Source organism: Streptomyces sp. CT34 (genome assembly GCF_000805335.1).
In the GTDB taxonomy this organism is placed as follows: domain Bacteria; phylum Actinomycetota; class Actinomycetes; order Streptomycetales; family Streptomycetaceae; genus Streptomyces.
This window is the reverse complement of record NZ_KN708638.1, coordinates 2,342,880-2,368,304: the sequence shown is the minus strand read 5'-3', so window position 1 is coordinate 2,368,304 and position 25,425 is coordinate 2,342,880. Positions and strand designations below refer to the sequence as shown.

Here is a 25,425-nt window from a genome sequence, read left to right as displayed (position 1 = left end):
GCCCGTGCGGCGCGGCGGCCGGTGCGCCCTGTCCCGTCCCCGGCGCCGTTACGCGCTCATCGGGAACTGCTCGCCCAGCTCCCGGAACACCGCGCTGTTCAGCGCGAACGCGCGCTTGCACTCGTCGACCACCCGCTGCTTCTCCAGGTCGTCGACCGGCAGCGCGTCCAGGAGCTCGCGGTATTCGCGCTTGAAGGCGGCGGGGTTGGCTATCTCCTCGAAGACGTAGAAGCGGACGCCGTCGCCCTTGCGCGCGAAGCCCCAGGTCTTCTCGGCGGTGCCGCGGATGATCTGGCCGCCGGAGAGGTCGCCGAGATAGCGGGTGTAGTGGTGGGCGACATAGCCGGCCGGCCAGTCGCGGGCGCAGCAGGCGATACGGTCGGCGTACGCGGCGGTGGCCGGCAGGGGCTCCAGGCCGGTCCGCCAGGAGGCGCCGCCGAGATGGGCGAGGTCGCGCTCCAACTCGGCGGTGCGGGCGAGCTCCGGGCGAATGAAGGGGCCCGCGACCGGGTCGGCGGCCAGGGTCCCGGAGGCGTCCTCCAGCGCGCGGTAGACGAACCAGAGCTGCTCGGTGTAGCGCCGGTAGGCCGCGACGCCGAGCCTGCCGCCGAGGAGGTCGCCCATGAACGAGGAGTTCTCGGCCTCGGTGTGCTGTGCCTGGGACGCGGTGCGGATAACCGTGGAGAACGGCGTGGACGGCGCGGACGGCGTGGACGGCGCGGGCGGGGTCGGGCTGGACGCTTCCAAGGCGGACCTCCGGGGGCCGGGGGAGCGGACGGGAACAGGCCGGCGCCACGGGGACGCCGCGCCCCGGGAACCCGGGGCGCCGCAGCCTGACAACTCGGCGTTACCCAACTACGGAGGAGCCGCCCCGGTCAACCTGTTCCCGACAAGCTGTCGGTAAAAACCCTACTCCTGCCCGAATCCAGCGGCATCAGGGCGGCATCAGGGGAGCGTGAGGATCTCCGCCCCGGTCTCCGTCACCACTAGCGTGTGCTCGAACTGCGCGGTCCGCTTGCGGTCCTTGGTGACCACCGTCCAGCCGTCCTCCCACATGTCGTACTCGTACGTGCCCAGCGTCAGCATCGGCTCGATGGTGAAGGTCATCCCGGGCCTGATGTCGGTGGTGTGGTGCGGGCTGTCGTAGTGCGGAACGATCAGGCCGGAGTGGAACGACGAGTTGATGCCGTGCCCGGTGAAGTCGCGGACCACGCCGTATCCGAAGCGCTTGGCGTACGACTCGATGACCCGGCCGATGATGTTGATCTGGCGGCCCGGCCTGACGGCCTTGATCGCGCGGTTGAGCGCTTCACGGGTGCGCTCCACCAGCAGCCGGGACTCCTCGTCCACGTCGCCGCACAGATAGGTGGCGTTGTTGTCGCCGTGCACGCCGTGGATGTACGCGGTCACGTCGAGGTTCACGATGTCGCCGTCCTTCAGGACGGTCGAGTCCGGGATGCCGTGGCAGATGACCTCGTTGAGCGAGGAGCACAGGGACTTGGGGAAGCCGCGGTAGCCGAGTGTGGAGGGGTAGGCGCCGTGGTCGCACATGAACTCGTGGGCGACCCGGTCCAGTTCATCGGTGGTCACGCCCGGCGCGATCAGCTTGGCGGCCTCCGCCATCGCCTGCGCGGCGATCCGGCCGGCGATCCGCATCCGCTCGATGGTGTCGGAGTCCTGCACCTCCGGGCCCGTGTACGGGGTGGGTGCGGCCTTTCCTACGTACTCGGGGCGCGGGATCGAGGCGGGGACGGGGCGGGTGGGGGAGATCTTCCCCGGGACAAGAAGCGACTGGCCAGACATGCCAGCGAGTGTATCCGCGGCCCGTCGGGCAGGATGGTGGCACTGGAGCCAGGTACGGGAGGCGGCAATGGCGCTGTTCAAGCGGCGGACGGTCGGCAAGCCGGGCGAGTGGTTCTACTGCCTCAGGCACGGGACGGTCGAGGAGGGCCCCCAGTGCCGGGCGGCCGACCGGTTCGGCCCGTACCGCAGCCGCGAGGAGGCGGCCCACGCCATGGAGACCGCGCGCGAGCGGAACCTGGAGTGGGAGACCGACCCCAAGTGGCACGACATGGGAAAGGGCCAGGGCGACGACGGGGACGAGCCCCGCTCCTCGTAGGAGGCTCTCCCTCCTCATAGGGCGGTCCCCTACAGGGCGATCCCCCTCCTCGTAACACGATCCCCGGTCCTGGTCGTGGGCGTCCCCGGTTCTCGTAGGACGATCCCTGGTCCCCCTCCCCTCCTGGGCCCGGTCGTAGGACGTCCAACGGTGCTCCTCGGGCGCCCTCCGTCCTCGTGGGCGGCGGGCCCGTGCGGCAGCCGGGGCCGGGCGGTTACCAGCGGGGCGGGGGCGGGGCCGAGAGGCTGTCGGCGAGGCGGGAGAGGCGGTCGCGGAAGCGGCGGTGGCGGCGGGGCGCGGGCCCGGCATTCTCCCCGGCGGCGGCGCTGACCAGGTGCTGGACGGTGTCCAGGTCCAGGTCCCGGCCCTGCGGGGTGCCCACGGTGCCCTCGGGCGGGGGCGGGGGAGCGGCCAGCGCGTCGTGCGCCAGGGAGTGCAGATCGCGGTCGCCGCCGTCCAGGGCGAGCACCGTGGCGCCGTTGCGGCGGGCGTCGTGCACCCGCTCCAGCAGCCCGGCGCCCGGCTGGCCCGGCGCCACCACCAGCAGCGTCGCCCCGCGCCCGGCCGCCGCCAGCCGCCCCAGTCCGACGGCGAGATGCGCCGGCGCCTCACCCGGGACCCGGTGGCGCACCAGGGTCGGCGACAGCTCCGGCAGGCCCGACCAGGCGGCCTCCTCGTCCAGGTGGGCGGCCAGGTGCCAGGGCTCGTACGTGGCGCTGCCGACCAGCAGCAGTCCGCCGCCGTGCGGGGCGACCGCGGCCCGCAGCGAACCGGCGAACCGGCGGCTGGCCTGCACCCACTCGGTTCCGGCGAGGACCTCGCGCAGCAGGGCGACTCGTACGGCATCCATGGCGCGGCATACTGCCGCAGCGCCGGGCCTCCGGGGGGCCGCTCGGCGCGGCGTCACCCGTAAGGAGGTCCGGCGGGGGAGGCCGAGGGGAGCGGGGGTCAGGGTTCGGGTGCCGGGGTTCGGGTGTCGGGGCGTGGGGCCCGGACGCGGGTCTTCGGGTGCGGGTGTCCGGCCGGGGGTCCGCGGCCCGGCTTCGGGACCGGTCGCCCGGCTACAGGGCCGGCTGCTCGGCTACGGGCCCGGTCGCAGGCCCGCCTCGTTCAGCCGACGTCCTACCTCCCTCACCGCTTCCTCGCTCAGCGGGACCTGCGGCAGCGCCGTGGCGCGTCCCTCGATGACGCCGAGGAGCTGGAGCGCCGCCTTGAAGGCGCCCAGGGCCGAGGAGCTGCGGCCCATCTCGCTCTCCGGGCCGGCGTCGGTCATCGCGAACAGCGCGACCAGGCGCTCCTGTTCGGCGGCGGCCCGGGGCCAGTCGCCGGCACGCGCGGCGTCGTAGAGGCGGACGTAGCCCGCCGGGTCGACGTTGCCCAGGCCCGGAACGATCCCGTCCGCACCGGCCAACAGGGCGGCGTCCGCGGTGAGTTCGGAGCCGGTGAGGACCGCGAAGCCGGGCGCGGGGCCGGCCGGGCGGGCGGTCCGGCCGCCGAGGGAGACCAGCAGCCGGCGCAGTGAGTTGTCGTCGCCGCTGCTGTCCTTCAGGCCGGTCAGCGTGCCGTCCGCGGCCAGCTCGCGGACCAGAGCCGGGGTCAGCTTGTTGTGTACCGCCGCCGGGATGTCGTACGCGACGAGGGGCAGGCCGGTGGCGGTGCGCAGGTGCCGGAAGTGGGCGGCGATCTCGCGGGGGTGGGTGCGGGTGTAGAAGGGGGCGGTGGCGACCAGCGCGTCGGCGCCCAGCCGGGCGGCGGCCCTGGCGTGGTCGAGTACGCGGGCGGTGGTGGTGTCGATGACCCCGGCGAGCACCGGGACCCGGCCGCGTGCGGCGGTGACGACGGTCTCCAGGGCGACCGCGCGCTGACGGTCGGTCAGGTAGGCCGCCTCGCTGGTGGATCCGAGTGCGAACAGGCCGTGGACGCCCCCGTCGAGGAGGTGCTCGACAAGGCGGGCGAGGGAGGCGGTGTCGACCTCGCCGCGCGCGTCGAGCGGGGTGCAGACCGGGGGGATGACGCCGTGCGGCGGGGCGGGGAGTGCCATGGGGCCTCCAAGGGCGGCTCTGAGCTGGGACAAGGGACATGGGAGGTCCGATGCCGCGGTCACAATAGGCATGCGCGCAGGCGCACGGTCAAGGATTCCCGGCCCCGGCGCGGGCCGAACGGGCCGGCGGCGCGCGGCAGGTGAGGGCGCGGCAGAGGAAGAGGGCGATAGGGATGGCGCGAGGGACGATGGCCGAGGACGTCCAGGCGCGGATCAAGCAGCTGATCCTGCGGCGCAGGCTGACCCCGGGCGACCCGCTGCCCACCGAGGCCGAGCTGGTCGCCATGCTCGACGTCAGCCGCAACTCGGTCCGCGAGGCGCTCAAGGCCCTCCAGGCGATGCGGATCGTGGAGATCCGGCACGGCTTCGGCACCTACGTCGGGGCGCTCAGCCTGGAGCCGTTCGTCGAGGGCGTCGCCTTCCGCGCCGCGGTCCGCCACCTCCAGGGGGAGCCGAGCCTGTACGAGCTGATGGAGGTCCGGGAGGCCCTGGAGGCGGGGCTGATCGGCGCCGTCGCGCGCGAGCTGCCCGCGGCGGACCTCACCGTCCTCAAGGGGCTGGTGCAGCGGATGGCCGAGGAGGCGCGCGGCGGCCAGGTGCAGAGCGCCACCGACCGCGCCTTCCACCTCGCCCTGTACCGCTCGCTGGGCAACCACCTGCTGAGCGAGGTGCTGGACGCGTTCTGGGCGGCGCTGCGCCGGGTCCGCGAGGACCTGGCCGACGACCGGCAGGACCCCCAGGTGACCTACCGCCGGCACCAGGAGATCGTCGACGCGCTGGAGGCGGGCGACGGCGACCGCGCGGTGGCCGCGATGCACCGCCACTTCGACGGCATCCGCCGGCGGCTCACCGGGAAGGAGCGGGGGCCGGCGGCGCAGGCCCGGTCGTCGAACTCCCGTCGTCCGCCCGAAGGGCGGGCAGCCGGCCGCGGCGGCGCGGGCGCCCCTCGGTGAACAGCGGCTGTCCGCAATACCGCCCTGCCGCCATTCACCCCGTTCGTCCTGGTCATCCCGTCCACCCCGTTCACCGGGATTTCACCCGGCGTCGACGGGGCCGTTGCCGACACGGAAATGCGCCATGTGCGGTGCCTTGACGGTCAGTTGGGCGCTGCCTATGGTCCGCAGGACAAGGGACATCCTACGTCCTTGCCCAGTTGAGGGGTGACCCGTGGCGTACGAGACCTCGGAGCCGCACGAGGGCTGGGAGCCGTCCGCGAGCACCCCGGCCCACGAGGACGCACCCGGGTCCGGGAGTTCGGTGCCGTACCGGGCCGGGACCGAGGGGTACACGAGCTTCCGGATCCCGGCCGTGGTGCGGGCGCGCTCGGGGGCCGTGCTCGCGTTCGCCGAGGGCCGGGTCTCCTCGGCCGCCGACTCCGGCGAGATCCACCTCGTCCTCAAGCGCTCCGCGGACGGTGGGCACACCTGGGGTCCGTTGCAGTGCGTCGCCCGCAACGGCACCGGCACGGCCGGCAACCCCGCCCCGGTCGTCCTCGCCGGCGGCCGGGTGCTGCTCGTCCAGGTCCACAACGCCGCCGACGCCACCGAGGACCGCATCCGCCGCGGCGAGGTCCCGCCCGCCGACGGCCGCCGCGTCTGGCTCCAGTACAGCGACGACGACGGTGCGAGCTGGAGCGCTCCCCGCGAGATCACCGACGAGACCAAGCCGCCCCCTTGGCGCTGGTACGCCACCGGGCCCGGCCATGCGCTGCGGCTGTGCCACGGCCCGTACGCCGGCCGGCTGGTCGTCCCCGCCAACCACTCCCTGCCGCCCGCCGAACCCGGGGACACCGGCACCGAACCCCGCTACGAGGGCGGGCACGCGCTGCTCAGCGACGACGACGGCGCCACCTGGCGCATCGGCTACACCGACGACGACCACGACCACGACCCCGGCACCACCGGCCGGTTCGCCGCGCCCAACGAGACCACCGCCGCCGAACTCCCGGGCGGCACCGTCTATGTGAACGCCCGCAACGCGGCCAGCGCCGCCTGGCGCCGACTGGACGCGGTCTCCACGGACGGCGGAGAGAGCCTGGTCCGCCGCTTCCGGCCGCAGGCGGGGCTGGCCGGGCCGCAGGTCCAGGGCAGCACCCTGTACCTCGACGACCGCGGCGAACTGCTCTTCGCCGGGCCCGCGCCCCCCGCCGCACGCGCCCTGATGACCCTGCGGGCCAGCCGCGACGGCGGACGGACCTGGCGCACCGCGCACACCGTCAGCGGGCTCCCGGCCGGCTACTGCGACCTCGTGCGCCTCGACCGGGGCAGCGTCGGACTGCTCTACGAGACGGGCGACTTCAGCGCCTACGAGACCGTCACCTTCCGCCGCATCCCCCTCAAGGAGCCGGCATGACCAGCAGCGAGGCGACCAGCGGCGGCACCAGCGGCGGCGGCCCTGCCGGGGGCGCCCCGCGGCGGCGGACGGTGCTGGGCGGCGCGGCCGGCGCCGCCGCCGGACTCGCGCTCGCCGGCTGCGCGGCCGGGCCGGACGGCGGCGCCCCCAAGGAGCGGAAGAAGGGGCAGAAGATCGCGCTCACCTTCTGGTCCTGGGTGCCGGGCATCGACCGGCCGGTCGACCTGTGGAACCGCCGCAACCCCGAGGTGCAGGTCAGGGTCGAGAAGGTCTCCGCCGTAAACGGCCAGCAGTACGCGAAGATGCACGCCGCCGTCAAGGCCGGCAACCCGCCCGACCTGGGCCAGATCGAGTTCCCGGTGCTCCCCGGCTTCCTGCTCGACGACGGCCTGCGCGACCTCGCCCCGCTCGGCGCCGCCCGCCACCGCGGCGAGTTCGTCGGCTGGCAGTGGCAGCAGTCCGTCTTCGGGAAGCGGATCTACGCGATTCCGCAGGCGTCCGGGCCGATGGGACTGTTCGTCCGCAAGGACCTCTTCGACCGGTGGGGAGTACCGGTCCCGGGGACCTGGGACGAGTACGAGGCCGCCGCCAGGGCGATCCGCCGGCACGGCGCCTGGATCGACACCTTCGCCCCCACCAACGGCAACCGCTTCGCGGGACTGGCCTGGCAGGCCGGCGCCGCCTGGTACACCGCCCGGGGCGACACCTGGATCGTGCACCTCGACGACGGGCCCACCCGCAAGGTCGCCGACTACTGGGAATCCCTCGTCCGGCAGCAACTCGTCAAGACCATCCCGGACCGCCAGAACGCCTGGTACAAGGACATCCAGACCGGCGCCATCCCGGCCTGGGTGGGCGCCAGTTGGGGCGATGCGCTGCTGGCCGGCAACGCGCCCGGCACCAAGGGGAAGTGGCGGGCCGCACCGCTGCCGCAGTGGCAGCCCGGCGGCCGGGCGTACGCCAACTGGGGCGGCTCGACCACCGCCGTCTTCGCGCGGGCCGCCTATCCCAAGGACGCCCTGGACTTCGCGCTCTGGCTCAACACCGACCCGCGGTCCCTCGCGCTGCTGATCGCCGGCGGCTACGGCTTCCCGAGCGCCAGAACGGGCTATGCCCCCGCCGCTCTCGACGCCGACAAGGACTTCTTCGGCGGCCAGGCGTACAGCACGGTGTTCGCGGACGCCGCGGCGCATGTCGACACCCGCTGGCGGTGGGGACCCGGCGTGGACACCCTCTACCAGCGGCTGGGCGACGCCTTCACCGACGCGCTCGCCGACGGCAGTTCGTTCCGCTCCGTGCTGCGGAAGGTGCAGGGCCAGACCGTCGCCGACCTCAGGGGCAAGGGCCTGAAGGCGGAGAGCGGCGGGTGAGCCGGGACACGCCGGTCCGCCCCGGGGCCCCCGCGGCGGCCGGTCCGGAGCCGGGCGCGCGTCGCGCCGCCGATGGCCGCCGGCGCCCGGCGGCGTCCCGCAGCCGCACCCGGGCCCGCAACGCCCGTGCCGCCGCCGGGTTCCTGCTGCCCTTCCTCACCCTCTTCGCCCTCTGCTTCCTCGCCCCGATCGGCTACGCCCTGTGGACCAGCCTCCAGCGGACCGAGCGCACCGGCCCGCTCGGTCTCGGCGGCCGGCAGCACGACGTCTTCGCCGGCCTTGCCAACTACGCCCAGGCGCTCGCCGACGACCGGTTCCTGGCCGGCTTCGGCCGGGTGCTGCTCTTCGGCGCCGTCCAGATCCCGCTGATGACGGTGCTCGCCACCGCCCTCGCGCTCCTTCTGGAGAGCGCCGCCGCCCGCGGGATCACCTTCTTCCGCAGCGCCTTCTTCCTCCCCTACGGAGTGCCCGGGGTGATCGCCTCGATCCTCTGGGGGTTCCTCTACGTACCGGGCATCAGTCCGCTGGTGAAGATCGCCCAATCCGTGGGCTGGCACGTCGACTTCCTCTCCCGCGGCAGCGTCCTGTGGTCCCTCGCCAACATCGTCACCTGGCAGTTCACCGGCTACACCATGCTGGTACTGATCGCCCAGCTCAAGGCCGTGCCCGGCGAGCTCTACGAGGCGGCGCGGATCGACGGCGCGAACGCCTGGCAGGTCGCCCGGCACATCAAACTCCCGTTGATCCGGCCCGCGCTCGTACTGACCTGCGTGTTCAGCATCATCGGCACCCTCCAGCTGTTCGCCGAGCCGATGGTGCTCCGCCCGCTCGCCTCCGCCATCGACTCCGGCTACACCCCCAACCTGCACGCCTACAGCGAGGCGTTCGTCGGCGACAATCAGCAGCTCGCGGCGGCCGAGGCGGTGCTGCTGGCGCTGGTGGCCTGCGCCGCGTCGTTCGGCTTCCTGCGCCTGGTCGGCGGGCGCCGGAAGGAGCGCGGATGACCCGGCCTCCGCTCCGCCACCGCATCATCACCAACGCGCTGCTGGCCGTCGCCGCCATCTACTTCCTGGTGCCCGTCTACTGGCTGGTCGTCTCCGCCACCAAGAACAGCGCCGACCTCTTCGGTACCTTCGGCTTCTGGTTCTCCCGCCATCCGCACCCCGTCCGCTACCTCACCGAGGTCCTCACCTACGACCACGGCGTCTACGCCCGCTGGTTCGCCAACTCCCTGCTCTACGCCGGGATCGGTGCGGTCTGCGCCACCCTGCTCTCCGCCGCGGCGGGCTACGCCCTGGCCAAGTTCCCGTTCCGCGGGCGCGAGACGGTCTTCAACGTGGTGCTGGCCGGGGTGCTGATCCCCGGTACGGCGCTCGCCCTGCCGCTGTACTTCCTCTTCAGCGCGATGGGCCTGGCGAACACCTACTGGGCGGTGCTCGTCCCCAGCATGGTCAGCCCGTTCGGCGTCTACCTCTGCCGGATCCACGCGGCTGCCGCGGTCCCCGACGCGCTCCTGGAGGCGGCCCGGATCGACGGCGCGGGCGAGGCCAGGATCTTCGGCGGGCTGGGGCTGCGGCTGATGACCCCCGCGCTGGTGACCGTCTTCCTCTTCCAGTTCGTCCACATCTGGAACAACTACTTCCTGCCGCTGGTCATGCTCTCCGACTCCGACCTCTACCCGGTCCAGCTGGGCCTGACGAGCTGGACCGGGTACGCGGACCGGCAGCCGGTGCTCTACCAGTACACGGTGGGCGGCGCGCTGCTGTCCGTGCTGCCGCTGATGGTGCTGATGGCGGTCCTCCAGCGCTACTGGCGCACCGGGCTGACGGAGGGGAGCGTGACGTCGTGAGGCGGAGGCGGGCGGCAGGGCCTTCCGCCGTGGTCGCGGGGGGCGCGGCGAGCGGGGGAGGGCCCGTCAGGACCGGGCCTCGGTGTGCCGGTCCGGGCGTGACAGTATCGCTGTCATGACTACTTCCGACGCTGCCCCGACCGCGCCCGCCTCGTCTGCTCCGTCCGCTTCGTCTGCTTCATCTGGCCCGGCGGGCGCCAAGCCGGCGCCCCGCGACCCCTGGGACCTCCCGGACGTCTCCGGCCTGGTGGTCGGCGTCCTCGGCGGCACCGGTGACCAGGGCCGCGGCCTGGCCTACCGGCTCGCCAAGGCCGGCCAGAAGGTGATCATCGGCTCCCGGGCCGCCGAGCGGGCGCAGACCGCCGCCGCCGACCCCCAGCTGAGCAGCCTGGGCGTCGAGGGCCTCGGCAACGCCGACTGCGCCCGGCGCAGCGATGTGGTGATCGTCGCGGTGCCGTGGGACGGCCACCGCAAGACCCTGGAGTCACTGCGCGAGGAGCTGGCCGGCAAGCTCGTCATCGACTGCGTCAACCCGCTCGGCTTCGACAAGAAGGGCGCCTACGCGCTGAAGCCGGAGGAGGGCAGCGCCGCCGAGCAGGCCGCCGCCCTGCTGCCGGACTCCCGGGTCACCGCCGCCTTCCACCACCTCTCCGCCGTGCTCCTCCAGGACCCGGAGATCGCGGAGATCGACACCGATGTGATGGTGCTGGGCGAGAGCCGCGCCGACACCGACCTGGTCCAGGCGCTCGCCGCCCGCATCCCCGGTATGCGCGGCGTCTTCGCCGGCCGGCTGCGCAACGCCCACCAGGTCGAGTCCCTGGTCGCCAACCTGATCTCGGTCAACCGCCGCTACAAGGCGCACGCCGGGCTCCGGGTCACGGACGTCTGAGGGCGGAGGGGGTCGGGGCCGGCTCGTTGGGGGTTGGGGGCCGGCTCGTGAGCGCGCGTGGCTCGCTGCCGCATGCTCCCCCCCCCCCCCGAACCCCCCCCCCGCCCCCTCCCCCGAAGGGGGAGAGGGGGAGGGGGCGGGGGACAGCCGCCCGCAGGGCATGGGGGACACTGGAACAGACCGCCCCATCCCCGACAGGAGCTCGCCCCATGCCCTCCCTGCCCCCGTCCGGCCCGGACCGGCGCCTTGCCGTCCTCGCCCTCGTCGTGTGCGTCCTCGCCGTCGCCGCGGCGGTCGTCTCCTTCGTGGAGGGCAGCTTCATCGGCATCGTCTGGGTCCTGCTGGCGGGCGTCTCCAGCAACATGACGTGGTTCTACGTACGCAGGGCGAAGCTGGCGCAGGCGCACCGCGCCGAGGCGTCGGGCTGACGGCCTACAGCACGCCGCCGGTCCGCGGGACCTGCGGTGCGCCCTGCCAGAAGCGGAAGAACTCCTGGCCCCAGTAGCCGTCCCAGGCAGAGACGCCCAGGGCACGCAGAACCGTGTGGACCAGGTCGAAGAAGACCTGGTTGATCTCCGGCACCCACAGGAGCCCGAAGACCGCCAGCAGGCCGAACGGCGCGAACGGCTCGACCTGCCGCCGTACGTCGGACGAGAGCCAGGGCTCGATCACGCCGTAGCCGTCCAGTCCGGGCACCGGCACGAAGTTCAGGATCGCCGCGGTCACCTGGAGCAGCGCGAGGAACGCCAGCGCGTAGCGGAACGGGTCCGGTACGCCGTCGAGGCCGTGCAGCCAGAACGGCGCGCTGACCACCGCCGCGAACAGGATGTTGGTCAGCGGCCCGGCCGCCGAGATCAGGCTGTGCCGCCAGCGGCCCCGGATCCGGCCGCGCTCGATGAACACCGCGCCGCCGGGCAGCCCGATCCCGCCCATGATGACGAAGATCACGGGTAGCACGATGCTCAGCAGCGCGTGGGTGTACCTGAGCGGGTTCAGGGTGAGATAGCCCTTGGCGCCCACCGAGATGTCGCCGCTGTGCAGCGCGGTGCGGGCGTGCGCGTACTCGTGCAGGCACAGCGACACCACCCAGCCGGACACCACGAACACGAAGACCGCGAAGCCGGTACCGGACCCGGCCGCCCCGCTCCAGACGGCCCAGCCGGACACCGCGAGGACGGCGACGAGCGCGAGAAAGACCGGGCTGACGCGGCGGTCGGCGCGCGGGATTGCTGTGGTCATCGGTAGCGGGCTCCAGGGGTCTCGGGGCGGGCAGCCACGACCGTATCCGCGGTGCGGCGGTGGGCGCACGGATTCCCGGCGGCGGACCCGGTCCCCCGCGCCGAACCGGAACCGTTCCTACCGCCCGCTCGGTCGGCACGCACGTCCGGCGTTGCACGACAATGGGCCGGTGCGTTACGGAATCCTCGGCACCACGCAGGCCGGCCGTGCCGACGGCAGCCCCGTCGCCCTCGGCGGTCCCCGGCTGCGCGCCCTGCTCGCCGCGCTCGCGCTGCGCCCCGGCCGGGCGCTGACCGCGGACGCCCTGATCGCCGACGTCTGGGGCATGGACCCGCCGGCCGACGCGCCCGGTGCCCTCCAGGCGCTGGTCGGCCGGCTGCGCCGGGCCCTGGGCCGTACCGCCGTCGCCTCCGTCGACGGCGGCTACCGGCTGTGCGCCGAGCCGGACGCGGTCGACCTGCACCGCTTCGAGCGGCTCGCGGCGGAGGGCGGCCGGGCGCTCGACGACGCCGACCCGGCCCGCGCCGCAGCCCTGCTCGACGAGGCGCTGGCGCTCTGGCGCGGCCCGGCGCTCGCCGACCTGCCCGACGCGGCCGTGGAGGCGGCCCGCGCCGAGAGCCGCCGGCTGGACGCCCGGCGCACCCGCCTCGCCGCCGAGCTGGCGCTGGGCCGGGCCGCGCAGGCGCTGCCCACCCTCGTCGCACTGTGCCGGGACAACCCGCTCGACGAGCCCCTCCAGGCCCTGCGGCTGCGCGCGCTGCGGGACGCCGGCCGCGGTGCCGAGGCGCTGGCCGCCTACGAGGAGATACGCACCGACCTCGCCGACCGCCTGGGCGCCGACCCCGGCCCGGAACTGCGCGCCCTGCACCGCGCGTTGCTCCGGCCCGGCCCGGAGCCGCAGCCGCAGCCGGGACCGGGGCAGCCGCCGACCGCGGGGACGGTGCGGGGTGGCACCGTGGCCGGCACTCCCGCGACTCCCGGGGCCCACGGGATGCCCGACCCCTTCGGCACCCCCACTCCCCACAGCGTCCCCGTTCCCCACGGCACCCCCGCGGCCCCCGTCGCCGCCGGCCCTCCGTCCACCCCGGTCGCCCCGCCGGCCCCGGCCGCCCGTCCCGGTAACCTCCGGGCGCGGCTGACCTCCTTCGTGGGGCGGGACCGCGACCTGGCCGCGCTGCGCGGCGATCTGGCCGCGCACCGGCTGGTGACGCTGCTGGGGCCCGGTGGCGCCGGCAAGACCCGGCTGTCGCAGGAGGGCGCCGAGGCCGCCGCGGCGGCGCTGCCGGACGCCTGGCCGCACGGCGTCTGGCTGGTGGAGCTGGCGCCGGTGGACGATCCGCGGACCGTGCCGGAGGCGGTGCTGACCGCGCTCGGGGCGCGCGAGACGGTCGTGCGCGGTACCACCGCCGAGGGGCTGCGGGCCGCCTCCGACCCGACCGCCCGGGATCCGCACGCCCGGCTCGCCGAGCACTGCGCGGGCCGCCGGATGCTGCTGGTCCTGGACAACTGCGAGCATGTGATCGGCGCCGCCGCCGAGTTGGCCGAGCGGCTGCTGGCCGTCTGTCCCGGGGTGACGGTGCTGGCGACGAGCCGGGAGCCGCTGGCCGTGCCGGGCGAGGTGCTGCGGCCGGTCGAGCCGCTGCCGGACCCGGTGGCGCTGCGGCTGCTCGCCGAGCGGGGGGCCGCCGCCTCCCCCGGTTTCCGGGTGGCGGACGATCCGGCGGCCTGTGCCGAGATCTGCCGCCGGCTGGACGGGCTGCCGCTGGCCATCGAACTCGCCGCCGCCCGGCTGCGGTTGCTGACTCCGCGGCAGCTCGCGGACCGGCTGGACGACCGCTTCCGGCTGCTGACCGGCGGCAGCCGGACCCTGCTGCCGCGCCAGCAGACGCTGCGCGCGGTGGTGGACTGGTCCTGGGATCTGACCGACGAGCCCGAACGGGCGGTGCTGCGGCGGCTGTCGGTGTTCGCCGGCGGCTGCGACCTGGCCGCCGCCGAGGAGGTGTGCGCGGGCGACGGTGTCGACGCCGACGAGGTGGCCGGGCTGCTGGGCTCGCTGATCGACAAGTCGCTGGTGGTGGCGGCCCCGGTCGGCAAGGAGGGCGGCCTGGACGGGATGCGCTACCGGCTGCTGGAGACGGTGGGGGAGTACGCCGCGGAGCGGCTGGACGAGGCCGGGGAGCGGGCCGCCGCCGAGCGCCGCCATCTGGTCGCGTACCGCGAACTGGCGCGTACCACCGATCCGTTGCTGCGCGGCCCCGGGCAGCGGGCCGGTATCGGCCGGCTGGAGCTGGAGCACGACAATCTGCGCACCGCGCTGCGCCGGGCGCTGGCAGCGGGAGACGAGCACGAGGCGCTGTGCCTGGTGCTGTCCCTCCAGTGGTTCTGGTCGCTGCGCGACCACAGCAGCGATGCCCACACCTGGGCCGCGGCGGCCGGCGCGCTCGGCCCCAACCCGTTCGTGCCGCCCGTCGAACCCGCCCCCGACCTCCACGACCGGCCCATCGACAGCCCCCCGCCGATGGCCCCCGAGCAGCTGCTGGAGGCCCGCCGCGAGGTGCGGCTGGTGGCGCTCTCCAACGAGAACGACATGGAGGCACTGCGCGGCCCGGAGATGAAGGAGGAGCTGGCGGGGATGCTGACCGCGTACCGCAGCGGGATGCCGCAGACCTGCAAGGTGCCCGGGGCCCTCTGGTACTTCGCGGTGCTGATCAGCAGTCGGTGGGACGAGCTGGCGCAGCAGGTCGACGTCGCGGTGCGCGCCTGCCGTGACTTCGGCTACGAGTGGGAGCTGGCGTACGTCCTCCAGCTGCGCTCCAAGATCCTCAACGACCGCCCCGGCGGGCTGGCGCAGGCCACCCGGGACGCCGACGAGTCGCTGCGGATCTTCCGGCGGCTGGGCGACGCCTGGGGCGCGGCCGAGGCGCTGGCGGGGCGCGGTGAGTCCGAGGAGAAGCGCGGTGCGTACGCGCCCGCGGCGCGCGACTACCGGGCGGCGATGGTGCACGCCGAGGAGCTGGGCGCGCACGGCCAGACCCTGCTGCTGCGCACCCGGCTGGGCGCGCTGATGATCGAGGACGGCCGGCCGGAGGAGGGGGAGCGGATGCTGCGCGAGGTGCTGGACGACGCGCAGGACCGCAACAGCGGCCGGGACGCGGTGCCGTTCGCCCGGATGACGCTCGCCATGCTGCTGACGATGGCGGAGCGCTTCCACGAGGCCCGTGAGCAACTCGAAGCGGTGCGGGAGGTGTTCACCTCGCGCAGCCCGGACATGTTCCTGGGGGTGCTGGAGTCGATGCTGGTCACGCTGGACGTGGCGGAGGGGCGGCACGGCGAGGACCTCCTGCTGCGGATGCGGGCGGCGCTGGTGCTGACCCAGGACTCCATGGCGCGGATCGTCGCGCCGGACCTGCCGGTGGTCCAACTCCTCTCCGGCGCACGGGTGCTGATGGCGGTACGCGGCGCGGCCGGGGCCCGGGACGCGGCCCGGCTGGTCGGTGCCTACGACGCGCTGCGAGCCGTCTCGCACGTGCCGCCGCTGATCGTCCGCGACGACCGGGCCCGTGCGGAGCACACCGCCCGCGCCCTGCTGGGCGATCCGGCGTACCGAGCCGCGTACGCCGAAGGCGGTGGCCTCTCGATCGAGGAGGCCACCGCCCTCGTCTGACGCGAGCCGGGCGGATGCCGTCCTTTGGGCGTCCCGGCTGCGGGATTCCCGGAAGGCGTGCGTCAGGTCTTGTTGCGGAACTTCGCCACCGCGAGCGGCATCGTCACGGCCGTGATGGCCACCGCCCAGCCGAGCGTGATCAGCGCCGGATGGGCCACCGCGCCGTGGCCGCTGATCAGCGCACGGGCCGCGTCCGCCAGATTGGACAGCGGGTTGACCTTGGTGAAGCCCTCCAGCCAGCCGGGCATCGACCGGGTCGGCGCGAAGATGGACGAGCCGAACTGGAGCGGCATCAGCACCAGCATCGCCATGCCCTGCACCGCCTGCGGGGTCTTCACGCTCAGGCCGAGCAGGATGAAGATCCACATCAGGGCGGCGCCGAAGACCGTGGACAGCACGATCGAGGCGGCGAACTCCAGCAGCGAGCCGCGTATTTCGAGGCCCAGCAGGAAGCCCATGCCGAGCAGGATCGCGGTGGCGATCAGCATCCGGCCGATCTCCACGACGATCTTGGCTATCAGGACCGAGGACCGGGCGATGGGCATCGTCCGGAAGCGGTCCATCACGCCCTTGCGGAAGTCCTCGTTGACGCCGGAGCCCACCGCCATGGCGATGTTCATGCCCATCATCGCCATCATGCCGGGCACCAGATACTGCACGTACTCCTTCTGGTGGCCGGGGCCGAACATGGCGCCGCCGAAGACGTAGACGAACAGCAGGATGAAGATCACCGGCATCAGCAGCGCGTCGAACATCGACTCCGGATCCTGCTTGATCTGGAGGGCGTTGCGCCGGACCAGCGCGCCGATGTGCCGCAGATTGGCGCGGAGGCCGATCCGTCCCTCGTCGGCGCCGGGCCCGGCCACCGGCGCCGTCGTCGTCACGGCACTCATGCCGACACCTCCGCGTACCGCTCGTCGTCCGACGTGCTCTCCGGGCCGTGCGCCTCGGAGGTCTTCTGGCCCGTGATCGCCAGGAACACCTCGTCCAGGCTGGGCAGATGGGTGCTGATCCCGGCGAGCGCGAGGCCCTGCCGGCCGAGCACCGCGACGACCGCGGTCAGCTGCTCGTCGCTGATGATCGGGACGTTGACCACACCCCCGTGGTGATCAGCGGTGGCGCCGGCGATGCCGTCCAGGCCGGCCTCGGTGATCACGCCGGTCATCCGGTCCAGGTCGCCCGGGTCGGCCGGCCGTATCTGGAGGGTGCGCCCGCCGACCTTGGCCTTCAGCTCGTCGACCCGGCCCTCGGCGATCACCCGGCCGCGGTCGATGACCGTCAGCTCGTCGGCCAACTGCTCGGCCTCTTCCATGTACTGGGTCGTCAGCAGGACCGTGGCGCCCTCGCGCACCATCCGCTGGACCTCCTCCCACACCTCGTTGCGGGTGCGGGGGTCGAGGCCGGTGGTCGGCTCGTCCAGATACAGCACCGCCGGCCGGCCGATCATCGAGGCGGCGAGGTCGAGCCGGCGGCGCATCCCGCCGGAGTACTTCGCGGCCGGCCGCTTGGCGGCCTCGGTGAGCGAGAACCGCTCCAGCATCTCGTCGGCGCGCCTGCGGGCGTCCTTGCGGGACAGATCGAGCAGCCGCCCGATCATGTAGAGGTTCTCCCAGCCGGAGAGCTTCTCGTCGACCGAGGCGTACTGCCCGGTCAGCCCGATGGTGCGGCGCAGCGCCCGCGGCTGGCGCACCACGTCGAATCCGGCCACCACGGCGCGCCCGGCGTCCGGCACCAGGAGGGTGGACAGGCAGCGTACGAGCGTGGTCTTGCCGGCGCCGTTGGGGCCGAGCACACCGAGCACGGTGCCTTCCCGCACGTCCAGGTCCACCCCGTCGACGGCTTTCACCTCGCCGAAGTGCTTGACCAGACCGCGCACCTCCACGGCGTTGCCGCCCTTGGTGGATATCGTCTGTCGCGTCATGCACTCCAAGGTGCCAGCCGCCACCGACAACGCGCCGACAGGCCGCCGACAGCCCCTGAGGACCGGCTGTCGGCGGCCCGTCGGCCGGGCATCAGTGGAAGGTGTGCTCCTCGGCGGGGAAGGCGCCGCCGACCACGTCCTCGGCGAACGCGCGGGCCGCGCCGCCGAGCAGCTCCCGCAGCTGGAGGTACTGCTTGACGAACCGCGGCACCCGGCCGGCGTTGAGGCCCGCCATGTCGGTCCACACCAGCACCTGGGCGTCGCAGTCCGGGCCCGCGCCGATGCCGACGGTCGGGATGTGCAGCGAGCGGGTCACCTCGGCGGCCAGCTCGGCCGGTACGGCCTCCAGGACGACCGAGAACGCCCCGGCGTCCTGTACCGCCTTGGCGTCCCGCAGCAGTTGCTGGGCGGCCTCCTCGCCGCGGCCCTGGACCGGGTAGCCCCCGTAGGCGTGGACCGACTGCGGGGTCAGCCCGACGTGCGCCATCACCGGGATACCGGACGAGACCAGCAGCTCCACCTGGTGCGCGGAGCGCTCGCCGCCCTCCAGCTTGACGGCGCCGACACCGGCCTCCTTGACCAGCCGGGTGGCGTTGCGCAGCGCCTGGACCGGGCCTTCCTGGTAGGCGCCGAACGGCAGGTCGGCGACGACCAGGGCGCGCCTGGTGCCGCGCACGACCGCGGCGGACAGGATCGTGATCTCGTCCATCGTGACCGGGACGGTGGACTCGTAGCCGAGGTGGCAGTTGCCCATCGAGTCGCCGACGAGCAGGACGGGGATGCCGGACTCGTCGAAGACCGAGGCGGTCATCGCGTCGTAGGCGGTGAGCATCGGCCACTTCTCGCCGCGCTCCTTGGCGGCGGCGATGTCGCGGACCGTGATGCGGCGCGAACTGGTGCCCCCGTACAGCGACTTGGTGCTCTCCTTGGTGGCGGGCTTGGCGGTGGGCTCTGCGGTGGCCCCCGCGGCCGGCTTCCGGGCAGGCGAAAGCTGCGTCATGGTGACGGCTCCTGTATCTCCATCTCGAAGCACCCTGACGGTGTCTCCGGACTCCCGACCATGCTGGCACGACGTGCCGCAAAGGAAAAGGGGAGGGGGTCGCTGGTCCGGCCGGACCAGTCCGGCCCGTCGTGTCATCGATACGGAACGGTTCCGTATCGATACCGTCGTATGGTGGCGCCATGGCCACCTCACCGCCCCCACCGGGCGCACCCGCCGCTCCACGGATTCCCGACCACATCCACCGCCGGCGCTGGGCGATCCTCTCCGTCCTGATGCTCAGCCTGCTGATCGTGGTGCTGGACAACTCCATCCTCAACGTCGCGATGAAGACCATCGCGACCCCGGCCCCCGCGGGCCTGGGCGCCACCCAGAGCGAGCTGGAGTGGGCGATCAACGCCTACACGCTGGTCTTCGCCGGGCTGCTGTTCACCTCCGGCCTGCTCGGCGACCGGATCGGCCGGAAGAAGGTCCTGCTCTTCGGCCTGGCCGTCTTCGGCGCCGGATCGGCGCTCGCCGCGGCGGCCGTCTCGCCCGCCGAGCTGATCGCCTTCCGCGCGCTGATGGGGCTGGGCGGCGCCTTCGTGATGCCGGCCACGCTCGCGATCCTGATGAACGTCTTCGAGCGCGAGGAGCAGCCCCGGGCCATCGGCGTCTGGGCCGGCGGCGTGGGCCTGGCCATCGCCGTCGGCCCGATCGCCGGCGGGCTGCTGCTCGACCACTTCTGGTGGGGCTCGGTCTTCCTGATCAACGTCCCGATCGTGCTGCTGGCGCTGGCCGCGATGATCGTCCTGGTGCCCGAGTCCAGGGACCCCGCCCCCGGCCGGCTGGACCCGGTCGGGGTGCTGCTCTCCGTCGTCGGCCTGGTCCTGCTGGTCTTCGGGATCATCAAGGGCGGCCAGCTCGACGACTTCGCCGCCCCCGAGGTGCTGGCCACCGCCCTCGGCGGCCTGGCGGTGCTGGCCGTGTTCGTGGTCCACCAGAAGCGCAGCGACCACCCGTCCATCGACATCGGCTACTTCCGCAAGCCCGCCTTCTCGGCCGCCGTCACCGCCATCGCGCTGGTCTTCTTCGCGCTGATGGGCGTCACCTTCTTCATCGTCTTCTACGTGCAGAGCGTGCGCGGCTACAGCCCGCTGGAGTCCGGGCTGCTGATCCTGCCGCTGGCTCTCGCCCAGCTCGTCTTCGCGCCGCGGGCCCGGCTCGTCGTGGACCGCTTCGGGGCCCGCGCGGTGTGCACCGCCGGCATGCTGGTGGTGGCGGTCACGATGGCCGGGATGCTGCTGCTGCGCACCGACACCCCCCTCTGGGGCCTGGAGCTGCTGTTCTTCCTCCAGGGCACCGGCATGGCGCACATCATGCCGCCGGTCACCGTCGCGATCATGCAGTCGCTGCCGCGTGAGAAGGCCGGCTCCGCCTCGGCGCTCAACAACACCTTCCGGCAGGTCGGCGGCACCCTCGGCGTCGCCGTCCTCGGCTCGCTGCTCTCGACGACCTACCGCGACGGCATCCAGGGCACGCTCGACGCGCTGCCCGGGGTGCCGGGACCCGCCCGGACCGCGGCCGGTGAATCCATCGAGGCGACCCTCGGCCTCGCCGCCCGGATGGGACCGGCCGGCCGCCCGCTGATCGCCTCCGCCGACGACGCCTTCCTCCACGCCATGCACGTCACCGCGCTCGGCTCGGCGGCCGTCTCGGTGCTGGGGGCCGTGGTGGTCGCGGCCTTCCTGCCGGGCAAAATGGCTGCGGCTCCGCACGCGGCGGAGCCGCGGGACGAGTGGAAGGCGGGCGCAGCACGATGAGCCGGGCGGCGGGAGACGGCGGGGCGGCGGCCGGGGCGGGCGCGGCGGCTCCCGGGCGCCGGGGCCGGCCGCGCAGCGCCGCGGCCGACTCCGCCATCATCGAGGCCGTGCTCCGGCTGATCGAGGACGGCTGCTCCATAGCTGAGCTGTCCATGGAGCGCATCGCCCGCGAGGCCGGCGTGGGCAAGGCCACCGTCTACCGCCGCTGGCCCGGCAAGAGCGCGCTGCTGCTCGACGTGATGCGGTCGCTGGACGCCCCGACCCCTCCCCTGGAGGGCGTCTCGGTCCGCGACGACCTGGTCTCCCTGCTGGAGTTCCTGCGCCGCCGCGGCCTGGCCAAGCGCAGCTCCGCCCTGCTGCGCACCGTCGTCAGCCACGTCCAGGCGCAGCCCGAACTGTGGGCGGAGTACCATGAGACGGTCGTCCGGGCCCGCCACGAGGCCCTGCTCGGCGTGCTCCGGCGCGGGGTGGCCAACGGCGAGATCCGCGCCGACCGGGACCTGGACGCCCTCGCCGACCTCTTCGTCGGCCCGATGCTGGCCCGCGCCGTCCTCCACGAGTGGAAGGAGCTCCCCGAGGGGCTCTCGGAGGAGATCGTCGACATGGTCCTGGAGGGCGTACGGCCCCGCCCGGCAGCGGGTCTGTCGGGCGCGGTGTGACCTGGAACGGGCTCCGTATGACCGGACGATGCCCGTTCTGTCACAGCAGCTGTCACGAAGGCCCGGGAGCGGAACCCGGGCGGGCCGGCGCCCCGTCCTCCCCGTCGAGAAGACACGCTTTCGGCTGAGCGTGCCGCCGGTTCGCGCACGGACCGGGGCGGTGCGGATCTAAGAACGTGTTTTACGGGCCCCGCCTACGGTCGATGATCACAGGCGGGGCGGACCGAGCAGGGCGGCAAGGCAGTGAGGGCAGCGGTATGACGCAGGCGTACGTGACGGAGCCGGGGCAGGGCGAGGGGCCCGCAGGGGCCCGTTCCCGGGCCGCCCGCCTGCGGAACTGGTGGCGCCCCGAGGGCATGTGGCGGCGCGGCATCGTCCTCGCGGTGCTCGCGGTCGCCCTCGGACTGGCGATGGTGCTGCACGCCCGGATCCCCAACACCCTGGGAAATCTGGGCAGTTTGGTGGAGACCTTCCTGCCGTGGCTGGGGCTGGGCATCCCGCTGCTGCTGCTCTGCGCGGTGCTGCGCAGGTCGGCGACCGCGCTGGTGGCGCTGCTGCTGCCGACCGTCGCCTGGGTCAGCCTCTTCGGTGGGCAGATCACCGACAAGTCGGGTACCGGCGGCAACCTGACGGTGCTGACCCACAACGTCGACGCGGGCAACCCCGATCCGGCGGGCACCGCACGGGACATCGTGGCGTCGCACGCCGACGTCGTGGCCCTGGAGGAGCTGACCGGCGCCGCGCTGCCCACGTACAAGAAGGGCCTGGCGCAGGCGTATCCGTACCACACGGTCCAGGGCACCGTGGGCCTGTGGAGCAAGCGCCCGCTGACCGACGCCCGGCCGGTGGACATCAGGATCGGCTGGACCCGGGCGCTGCGCGCCACCGTCACCGCCGCCGACGGCCAGCAACTCGCCGTCTACGTCGCCCACATGCCCTCCGTGCGGGTCCACGTCGACAAGGGCTTCACCGCCAACCAGCGCGACGGCAGCGCCAAGGCGCTCGGCGACGCGATCGTGCAGGACCCGGTCCGCAAGGTGATGCTCCTCGGCGACCTCAACGGCACGATGAACGACCGCTCGCTGGCCCCGCTGACCTCCCAGATGCGCTCCGCGCAGGGCGCCGCCGGCGACGGCTTCGGCTTCAGCTGGCCGGTCGACTTCCCGATGGCCCGGATCGACCAGATCATGGTGAAGGGGATCGACCCGGTCAGGGCGTGGGTGCTGCCGGCCACCGGCAGCGATCACCTCCCGGTCGCCGCGACGGTCAAGATCTGACAGCTGCCGCGGACCCTCTCCGTCGCTGTCTGCCACAGCGAGAGCGCCCGCTGCGGACGCCCGTCCGCAGCGGGCTTTTCACCTGCCGTTTTCACGCCGGAATACCGTGGCTGAGAGACTTTGTTCCGTAAGCGAACTTAGACCTCGGCGCATCCGCACGCGCCCACCCCACCCCGAAAGGCACTCCATGCCCTTGGCTCTGCTCGCGCTCGCGATCTCGGCCTTCGGTATCGGCACCACGGAATTCGTGATGATGGGCCTGCTGCCCGACGTCGCGAACGATCTGGGCACCTCCGTGCCCACCGCCGGCTACCTCGTCTCCGCCTACGCCCTCGGCGTCGTCATCGGCGCACCCCTACTGACCGCCCTCGGCTCCCGCATTCCCCGCAAGCGGATGCTGGTGGCGCTGATGGCGGTCTTCACGGTCGGCAACCTCGCCTCCGCCTTCGCCCCCGACTTCGGTCTGCTGGTCGCCGGCCGGCTGCTGGCCGGGCTGCCGCACGGCGCGTTCTTCGGCGTCGGCGCGGTGGTCGCCGCCCGGATGGTGCGCGAGGGGCGCCAGGCCCGCGCCGTCGCCACCATGTTCCTCGGCCTGACCATCGCCAACATCGTCGGCGTCCCGGCCGCGACGCTGCTCGGCCAGCACCTCGGCTGGCGGGCCACCTTCCTCGTCGTGGCCGCCGTCGGCCTGGTCGCGATGGCGTCCCTGGCCCGGCTGATCCCGCCGCTGCCGGCCGAGCAACCCACCGGGCTGGGCGGCGAGTTGCGCGCCCTGGCGCACCGCCAGGTGCTGCTCGGCCTGCTCACCACGGTCTTCGGCTTCGCCGGCGTCTTCGCCGTCTACAGCTACCTGGCCTCGATGATGACCGAGGTCACCGGCTTCGCGGCCGGTACGGTCCCGGTCGTCCTCGCCCTCTTCGGCATCGGGATGACCCTCGGCGCGCTCGCCGGCGGACCGCTCACCGACCGGGCGCTGCGCCCCACCCTCTACGGGTCCCTGGCCGCGCTGGCGCTGGTGCTGGCGGCCTTCCACTTCACCGCGCAGGTGAAGTGGGCGGCCCTGGTCGGCGTGGTGGTCATCGGCGCCGTCGGCTTCCTGACCACCACCCCGCTCCAGATGCTGGTGATGAACAAGGCCCGGCAGGCCCCCACCCTGGCCGCCGCCTCCAACCAGTCGGCGTTCAACCTGGCCAACGCGGGCGGCGCCTGGGTCGGCGGCCTGGCCCTGTCGGCGGGCTGGGGCTGGACCTCGCCCAGCCTGGTGGGCGCCGTACTGGCCGCGGCCGGCCTGGCCGTCGCGGTTACCGCCGGCCTGCTGGACCGCGGCGCACCCGACGCCACCCGCATCGTGGCGCGCGGCACCGAGAGCTCCGGTAACGCCGGAGACACCGGGAGCGCCGAGCGCGCCGGGGCGGACGCGGCAGCCGCCGGGGCCGTCAGGCCCCCTCTCTCCAGTGGTTCGTGATCGGCAGCCGCCGGTCCTTCCCGAAGCCCTTCGCGGAGATCTTGGTGCCCGGCGGGTACTGGCGCCGCTTGTACTCGGCGTGATCCACCATCCGTAGCACCCGGGTCACCAGGGCCTCGTCGAAGCCCTGCGCCACGATCTCCTCGCGGCCCCGGTCGCGGTCGACATACAGCTCCAGGATCCGGTCCAGCACGTCGTAATCGGGCAGCGAGTCGGTGTCGACCTGGCCGGGGCGCAGCTCGGCGCTGGGCGGCTTGCCGATCGAGTTCTCCGGGATCGGCGGGGTCCGGCCGCGGTCGGCGGCGGCCCGGTTGCGCCAGCGGGCCAGCTCGTAGACGACGGTCTTGTAGACGTCCTTGATCGGGCCGTACGCGCCGACCGAGTCGCCGTAGAGCGTCGAATAGCCGCACGCCAGCTCGGACTTGTTGCCCGGCGCGAGCACCAGATGCCCCTCCTGGTTGGAGATCGCCATCAGGGTCGTGCCGCGCAGCCGCGACTGGAGGTTCTCCTCGGCGAGCCCGGTCAGCCCCAGCGCCTCCATGTACGCGTCGAACATCGGGCCGATCGGCACCGTACGGAAGTTCAGACCCGTGCGGCGGGCCAGTTCGGCGGCGTCGGTGAGCGAGTGGTCCGACGAATAGCGCGAGGGCATCGCGACGGCGTGCACCTGCCCGGCGCCCAGCGCGTCGCAGGCGATCGCCGCGACCAGCGCCGAGTCGATCCCGCCGGACAGCCCCAGCACCACGCTCCGGAAGCCGTTCTTGGCGACATAGGCGCGCAGCCCGACGACCAGCGCGGTGTAGATCTCCTCGATGTCGTCCAGCCGCTCGGCCTGCCCGCCGAGGGGCTCCGGTGGAGCCGGTGCTTGCACCGGGGGGTCGGCGGAGAGCACCACGTGGTCCACCCGCAACCCGTCGTCCAGCACCCCGGCGGGCGGCTCGGCCGCGGCGGCGGGCAGCTCCAGATCGACCAGCACACAGCCCTCCGCGAACTGCGGCGCCCGGGCGATCACCCCGCCGTCCTTGTCGACGACGATCGAGTCCCCGTCGAAGACCAGCTCGTCCTGCCCGCCGATCATCGCCAGGTACGCGGTGGTGCAGCCGGCCTCCTGCGCCCGCTTGCGCACCAGCTCCAGCCGGGTGTCGTCCTTGTCCCGCTCGTAGGGGGAGGCGTTGACGGACACCAGCAGCCCGGCCCCCGCGCTCCGCGTCGCCGGCACCCGGCCGCCCTCCTGCCACAGGTCCTCACAGATGGCGAGCGCCACGTCCACCCCGTGGATCCGCACGACCGGGAGGGTGTCGCCCGGGACGAAGTAGCGGAACTCGTCGAAGACGCCGTAGTTGGGCAGGTGGTGCTTGGCGAAGGTGAGCGCGACCCGGCCCCGGTGCAGGACGGCCGCCGCGTTCTGCGGGGCGCCCGCCGGGCGGCCGTAGCGGGGCCGGTCCTGTTCGCCGCGGTCGAGGTAGCCGACCACTACGGGGGTGTCGCCCAGGCCCTCGGCGGCCAGCCGGGCGGCCAGCGCGGGCAGTGCGGCGCGGCTCGCCTCGACGAACGACGGGCGCAGCGCGAGGTCCTCGACGGGGTAGCCGGTCAACGCCATCTCGGGGAACGCGACGAGATGCGCGCCCTGACCCGCGGCGTGCCGGGTCCAGTGCACGATCGTCTCGGCGTTCCGGTCGATGTCGCCGACGCAGGAATCGATCTGATTGAGGGCGAGGCGAAGTTGAGGCACTCCGCCAGTGTAATCGTCTTTCTGACGCAATGGGGGTGTGCGACGG

The 25,425-nt window shown here is 73.5% G+C and carries 22 protein-coding genes; 13 read left to right on the top strand and 9 right to left on the bottom strand.

Translation table 11 applies throughout. The features are described from left to right. Nucleotides 1-48: 48 nt before the first annotated feature. Both RZ84_RS10515 and map read right to left on the bottom strand, forming a co-directional pair. Nucleotides 49-747 (bottom strand): biliverdin-producing heme oxygenase, encoded by a 699-nt coding sequence (locus RZ84_RS10515; protein ID WP_043264101.1) that lies wholly within the window; start codon nt 745-747, stop codon nt 49-51. Nucleotides 748-945: 198 nt separating this feature from the next. Then, nucleotides 946-1,803, bottom strand: coding sequence for a type I methionyl aminopeptidase (gene map / locus RZ84_RS10510; RefSeq protein WP_043264100.1), 858 nt, complete (start codon nt 1,801-1,803; stop codon nt 946-948). Nucleotides 1,804-1,870: 67 nt separating this feature from the next. Here map and RZ84_RS10505 point away from each other — a divergent pair, with 67 nt between their 5' ends. Continuing rightward, nucleotides 1,871-2,119: a hypothetical protein gene (locus RZ84_RS10505; protein WP_043264099.1), complete on the top strand. Its 249-nt coding sequence runs from the start codon at nt 1,871-1,873 to the stop codon at nt 2,117-2,119. Between the two features lie 214 nt (nt 2,120-2,333). Here RZ84_RS10505 and RZ84_RS10500 read toward each other — a convergent pair whose 3' ends face one another. Both RZ84_RS10500 and RZ84_RS10495 read right to left on the bottom strand, forming a co-directional pair. Beyond that, nucleotides 2,334-2,969 carry a hypothetical protein gene (locus RZ84_RS10500; RefSeq protein ID WP_043264098.1) on the bottom strand — a complete coding sequence of 212 codons (636 nt, stop codon included), beginning with the start codon at nt 2,967-2,969 and terminating at the stop codon, nt 2,334-2,336. A 231-nt stretch (nt 2,970-3,200) separates the two neighbouring features. After that, nucleotides 3,201-4,160 carry a dihydrodipicolinate synthase family protein gene (locus tag RZ84_RS10495; RefSeq protein ID WP_043264097.1) on the bottom strand — a complete coding sequence of 320 codons (960 nt, stop codon included), beginning with the start codon at nt 4,158-4,160 and terminating at the stop codon, nt 3,201-3,203. Nucleotides 4,161-4,333: 173 nt separating this feature from the next. Here RZ84_RS10495 and RZ84_RS10490 point away from each other — a divergent pair, with 173 nt between their 5' ends. The 7 genes from RZ84_RS10490 to RZ84_RS10460 all read left to right on the top strand — a co-directional run bounded on the left by RZ84_RS10490 (nt 4,334) and on the right by RZ84_RS10460 (nt 11,048). Further along, entirely contained in the window at nt 4,334-5,113 is a 780-nt protein-coding gene (locus RZ84_RS10490; protein WP_052229862.1) for a FadR/GntR family transcriptional regulator, read from the top strand. Nucleotides 5,114-5,417: 304 nt separating this feature from the next. After that, nucleotides 5,418-6,512 (top strand): sialidase family protein, encoded by a 1,095-nt coding sequence (locus RZ84_RS10485; protein WP_043269545.1) that lies wholly within the window; start codon nt 5,418-5,420, stop codon nt 6,510-6,512. Further along, nucleotides 6,509-7,882 (top strand): ABC transporter substrate-binding protein, encoded by a 1,374-nt coding sequence (locus RZ84_RS10480; RefSeq protein WP_052229861.1) that lies wholly within the window; start codon nt 6,509-6,511, stop codon nt 7,880-7,882. The genes RZ84_RS10485 and RZ84_RS10480 overlap by 4 nt, the downstream gene beginning before the upstream one ends. Nucleotides 7,883-8,025: 143 nt before the next feature. Next, nucleotides 8,026-8,886, top strand: coding sequence for a carbohydrate ABC transporter permease (locus tag RZ84_RS10475; RefSeq protein ID WP_241778033.1), 861 nt, complete (start codon nt 8,026-8,028; stop codon nt 8,884-8,886). Further along, complete coding sequence (locus RZ84_RS10470; RefSeq protein WP_043264095.1) at nt 8,883-9,731, top strand: carbohydrate ABC transporter permease; 849 nt, start codon at nt 8,883-8,885, stop codon at nt 9,729-9,731. The genes RZ84_RS10475 and RZ84_RS10470 overlap by 4 nt, the downstream gene beginning before the upstream one ends. Before the next feature lie 115 nt (nt 9,732-9,846). Beyond that, complete coding sequence (gene npdG / locus RZ84_RS10465; protein WP_043264094.1) at nt 9,847-10,620, top strand: NADPH-dependent F420 reductase; 774 nt, start codon at nt 9,847-9,849, stop codon at nt 10,618-10,620. 209 nt (nt 10,621-10,829) lie between these two features. After that, a complete protein-coding gene (locus RZ84_RS10460; protein ID WP_043264093.1) occupies nt 10,830-11,048 on the top strand; it encodes a hypothetical protein in 219 nt (72 codons plus the stop codon). A 4-nt stretch (nt 11,049-11,052) separates the two neighbouring features. Here RZ84_RS10460 and RZ84_RS10455 read toward each other — a convergent pair whose 3' ends face one another. Beyond that, on the bottom strand, nt 11,053-11,859 hold the full coding sequence (locus RZ84_RS10455; protein ID WP_043264092.1) for a site-2 protease family protein: 807 nt from the start codon (nt 11,857-11,859) through the stop codon (nt 11,053-11,055). Nucleotides 11,860-12,028: 169 nt separating this feature from the next. Here RZ84_RS10455 and RZ84_RS10450 point away from each other — a divergent pair, with 169 nt between their 5' ends. Continuing rightward, nucleotides 12,029-15,523: an AfsR/SARP family transcriptional regulator gene (locus RZ84_RS10450; protein WP_043264091.1), complete on the top strand. Its 3,495-nt coding sequence runs from the start codon at nt 12,029-12,031 to the stop codon at nt 15,521-15,523. Between the two features lie 62 nt (nt 15,524-15,585). Here the strand turns inward: RZ84_RS10450 and RZ84_RS10445 are convergent, their stop codons facing one another. From RZ84_RS10445 to panB, 3 genes are all read right to left on the bottom strand, one after another. Continuing rightward, entirely contained in the window at nt 15,586-16,416 is an 831-nt protein-coding gene (locus RZ84_RS10445) for an ABC transporter permease (protein WP_043264090.1), read from the bottom strand. After that, the gene (locus tag RZ84_RS10440) at nt 16,413-17,444 is read right to left on the bottom strand and encodes an ATP-binding cassette domain-containing protein (protein WP_043264089.1); all 1,032 of its coding nucleotides are present in this window, start codon (nt 17,442-17,444) and stop codon (nt 16,413-16,415) included. The genes RZ84_RS10445 and RZ84_RS10440 overlap by 4 nt, the downstream gene beginning before the upstream one ends. A gap of 91 nt (nt 17,445-17,535) precedes the next feature. Next, nucleotides 17,536-18,444, bottom strand: coding sequence for a 3-methyl-2-oxobutanoate hydroxymethyltransferase (gene panB / locus RZ84_RS10435; protein WP_043264088.1), 909 nt, complete (start codon nt 18,442-18,444; stop codon nt 17,536-17,538). A gap of 182 nt (nt 18,445-18,626) precedes the next feature. On the opposite strand from panB, the gene RZ84_RS10430 reads away from it, so the two are divergent. The 4 genes from RZ84_RS10430 to RZ84_RS10415 all read left to right on the top strand — a co-directional run bounded on the left by RZ84_RS10430 (nt 18,627) and on the right by RZ84_RS10415 (nt 23,647). Further along, nucleotides 18,627-20,246, top strand: a complete 1,620-nt coding sequence (locus RZ84_RS10430; protein ID WP_043264087.1) for an MFS transporter — start codon at nt 18,627-18,629, stop codon at nt 20,244-20,246. Continuing rightward, nucleotides 20,243-20,905 (top strand): TetR/AcrR family transcriptional regulator, encoded by a 663-nt coding sequence (locus RZ84_RS10425; RefSeq protein WP_043269541.1) that lies wholly within the window; start codon nt 20,243-20,245, stop codon nt 20,903-20,905. Before RZ84_RS10430 ends, RZ84_RS10425 begins: the two co-directional genes overlap by 4 nt. Nucleotides 20,906-21,162: 257 nt before the next feature. Further along, nucleotides 21,163-22,182, top strand: coding sequence for an endonuclease/exonuclease/phosphatase family protein (locus RZ84_RS10420; protein WP_043264086.1), 1,020 nt, complete (start codon nt 21,163-21,165; stop codon nt 22,180-22,182). A 187-nt stretch (nt 22,183-22,369) separates the two neighbouring features. After that, nucleotides 22,370-23,647: an MFS transporter gene (locus RZ84_RS10415; protein ID WP_052229860.1), complete on the top strand. Its 1,278-nt coding sequence runs from the start codon at nt 22,370-22,372 to the stop codon at nt 23,645-23,647. Here the strand turns inward: RZ84_RS10415 and RZ84_RS10410 are convergent. Beyond that, the gene (locus RZ84_RS10410; RefSeq protein WP_043264085.1) at nt 23,619-25,379 is read right to left on the bottom strand and encodes an NAD+ synthase; all 1,761 of its coding nucleotides are present in this window, start codon (nt 25,377-25,379) and stop codon (nt 23,619-23,621) included. The genes RZ84_RS10415 and RZ84_RS10410 overlap by 29 nt on opposite strands. Nucleotides 25,380-25,425 lie beyond the last annotated feature (46 nt).

Coding starts and splice junctions, on each gene's coding strand:
- map (WP_043264100.1), bottom strand. CDS start 1,803: ATGTCTGGCCAGTCGCTTCTTGTCCCGGGGAAGATCTCCCCCACCCGC.
- RZ84_RS10505 (WP_043264099.1), top strand. CDS start 1,871: ATGGCGCTGTTCAAGCGGCGGACGGTCGGCAAGCCGGGCGAGTGGTTC.
- RZ84_RS10500 (WP_043264098.1), bottom strand. CDS start 2,969: ATGGATGCCGTACGAGTCGCCCTGCTGCGCGAGGTCCTCGCCGGAACC.
- RZ84_RS10495 (WP_043264097.1), bottom strand. CDS start 4,160: ATGGCACTCCCCGCCCCGCCGCACGGCGTCATCCCCCCGGTCTGCACC.
- RZ84_RS10490 (WP_052229862.1), top strand. CDS start 4,334: ATGGCGCGAGGGACGATGGCCGAGGACGTCCAGGCGCGGATCAAGCAG.
- RZ84_RS10480 (WP_052229861.1), top strand. CDS start 6,509: ATGACCAGCAGCGAGGCGACCAGCGGCGGCACCAGCGGCGGCGGCCCT.
- RZ84_RS10470 (WP_043264095.1), top strand. CDS start 8,883: ATGACCCGGCCTCCGCTCCGCCACCGCATCATCACCAACGCGCTGCTG.
- npdG (WP_043264094.1), top strand. CDS start 9,847: ATGACTACTTCCGACGCTGCCCCGACCGCGCCCGCCTCGTCTGCTCCG.
- RZ84_RS10460 (WP_043264093.1), top strand. CDS start 10,830: ATGCCCTCCCTGCCCCCGTCCGGCCCGGACCGGCGCCTTGCCGTCCTC.
- RZ84_RS10455 (WP_043264092.1), bottom strand. CDS start 11,859: ATGACCACAGCAATCCCGCGCGCCGACCGCCGCGTCAGCCCGGTCTTT.
- RZ84_RS10445 (WP_043264090.1), bottom strand. CDS start 16,416: ATGAGTGCCGTGACGACGACGGCGCCGGTGGCCGGGCCCGGCGCCGAC.
- RZ84_RS10440 (WP_043264089.1), bottom strand. CDS start 17,444: ATGACGCGACAGACGATATCCACCAAGGGCGGCAACGCCGTGGAGGTG.
- panB (WP_043264088.1), bottom strand. CDS start 18,444: ATGACGCAGCTTTCGCCTGCCCGGAAGCCGGCCGCGGGGGCCACCGCA.
- RZ84_RS10430 (WP_043264087.1), top strand. CDS start 18,627: ATGGCCACCTCACCGCCCCCACCGGGCGCACCCGCCGCTCCACGGATT.
- RZ84_RS10425 (WP_043269541.1), top strand. CDS start 20,243: ATGAGCCGGGCGGCGGGAGACGGCGGGGCGGCGGCCGGGGCGGGCGCG.
- RZ84_RS10420 (WP_043264086.1), top strand. CDS start 21,163: ATGACGCAGGCGTACGTGACGGAGCCGGGGCAGGGCGAGGGGCCCGCA.
- RZ84_RS10415 (WP_052229860.1), top strand. CDS start 22,370: ATGCCCTTGGCTCTGCTCGCGCTCGCGATCTCGGCCTTCGGTATCGGC.